Source organism: Streptomyces glaucescens (assembly GCF_002154375.1).
Classification (GTDB): Bacteria; Actinomycetota; Actinomycetes; order Streptomycetales; family Streptomycetaceae; genus Streptomyces; species Streptomyces glaucescens.
The window spans coordinates 1-1,387 of record NZ_MUND01000899.1 but is presented as its reverse complement, the minus strand read 5'-3'; the positions used below and the strand labels follow the sequence as shown (position 1 = coordinate 1,387).

At 67.6% G+C, this 1,387-nt stretch carries 2 protein-coding genes; both read right to left on the bottom strand.

Translation table 11 applies throughout. From position 1 onward, the window contains the following. Positions 1 to 289: 289 nt before the first annotated feature. A complete protein-coding gene (locus CCN42_RS39040) occupies positions 290 to 598 on the bottom strand; it encodes a hypothetical protein (protein WP_086741926.1) in 309 nt (102 codons plus the stop codon). Positions 599 to 766: 168 nt separating this feature from the next. Next, positions 767 to 1,237, bottom strand: a complete 471-nt coding sequence (locus CCN42_RS39035; RefSeq protein WP_086741925.1) for a hypothetical protein — start codon at positions 1,235 to 1,237, stop codon at positions 767 to 769. Positions 1,238 to 1,387: the final 150 nt, after the last annotated feature.

The window sequence follows — 1,387 nt, the reverse complement described above, 5'->3', positions numbered from 1 at the left end:
CGGGCGGTATCCCAGCAGAACCAGGGAGTGATCGAACTCCTAAAGCGGGTGTCGCAGGTTCGAATCCTGCCGGGGGCACAGAGCAAAGGGCCAGCTCAGGAGGGGTTCCCTCTCGGGCTGGCCCTGCGTCGTATCGGGGGTTGTGCCACAAGCGTGCCAGTACGCACCAATGAGTCGGAAGCACCCGCAGTCGACAAGCCGGGCCCAAGAGGAGCATGATCGCTGCGTGAGTGACCGCCGCTCACGAATGCCGCGAATGCGGGAGATCCGTACGACGAGGCGAAGTTGTTCAACCGGTGATGGCAGCCCGGCTCAGCCCCTGGAGCACGTCCTCAGGAGACAGCTGTGAGTCTCGCAACGTCTCGTATCCGGCAACGACCTCATCCGGGTCCAAGCCCGCCTCTTGCGCCTTGCTACGCAGGCCAGCAAGGTCAGTGGCATCCCTCAGCGCCTGCTTCGCGGCCTCGGCGTCCTGATGCTGCAGCCGCTTGGCCGCTTCCTGCTGACCACGCCTCCACAGGTACCACCCTCCGCCGGCTCCACCTGCAATTCCGCCTGCAAAGAGGGCACCAGCGGCGGCGAAGAAGAGAATGGGCATCTTCGGTCCTTTCATTGCCGCTCATAGGCTTCCATGTCCGTGCCGCCATCGCGGACGAATCGGAGGAAAAAGGCGAGCGCGTGGCTTCGATGCCAGGCACTGCCGGGAGGCCGGCGTTGGCCCACGGGGCCCGCGGGCGTCAGCAGNNCCGCCGACGGCGGGGGGAGCTCAGTCCTCGTCGGGGTCGAGGACGCGGCCCTTGAGCTTGATCGGGTTGGCGGCGCCCACCTTGAGCTGGCCGTCGGTGTAGCGGCCCGGCGTCGCGCCGTCGACGGCGGTGACCTGGGCGGCGTAGCCGAGGCACTCCTGGTTGGTGGACAGGTACGGGTTGTGGGTGAAGGTCAGGGTGCGGCCCCCGTCACCGAGGGTGCCCTGGGTCGTCTCCAGGTTGCCCTTCGCCTGCAGGGTGTTGACGTCGTGGTAGGCCCAGGAGAGCCAGCCGGTGAACACGAAACCGGTGGGTGCCTTCAGGGCGATGGTGAGGTCTCCGGGGTTCACCGGATCGGGAACGGTGCTGAGGATGCCGAAGCTGAGGTGGGCCGGAACTCCGCCCGGTGCGTCCTCGACGATGCCCTGCTGGAGGATGTACAGCTTGTTCTCGGAGCCCGGCTGGACGGGCGTCTGAGTCTGCGTGGCCATGGTTTTCCCTTCTGTGGATGGAGGTGTCCGCGTGAGCGGACCCGCCGGTGGCGGGCTTGGGGACCGGACCCGCTCGAGGACCGTCGGGGGCGGAGACGGACGTCATGGGCCAGGGCCTGTCTGCCCATCCCCGTCGTCCGCCCGGAGGGC

Coding starts and splice junctions, on each gene's coding strand:
- CCN42_RS39035 (WP_086741925.1), bottom strand. CDS start 1,237: ATGGCCACGCAGACTCAGACGCCCGTCCAGCCGGGCTCCGAGAACAAG.
- CCN42_RS39040 (WP_086741926.1), bottom strand. CDS start 598: ATGCCCATTCTCTTCTTCGCCGCCGCTGGTGCCCTCTTTGCAGGCGGA.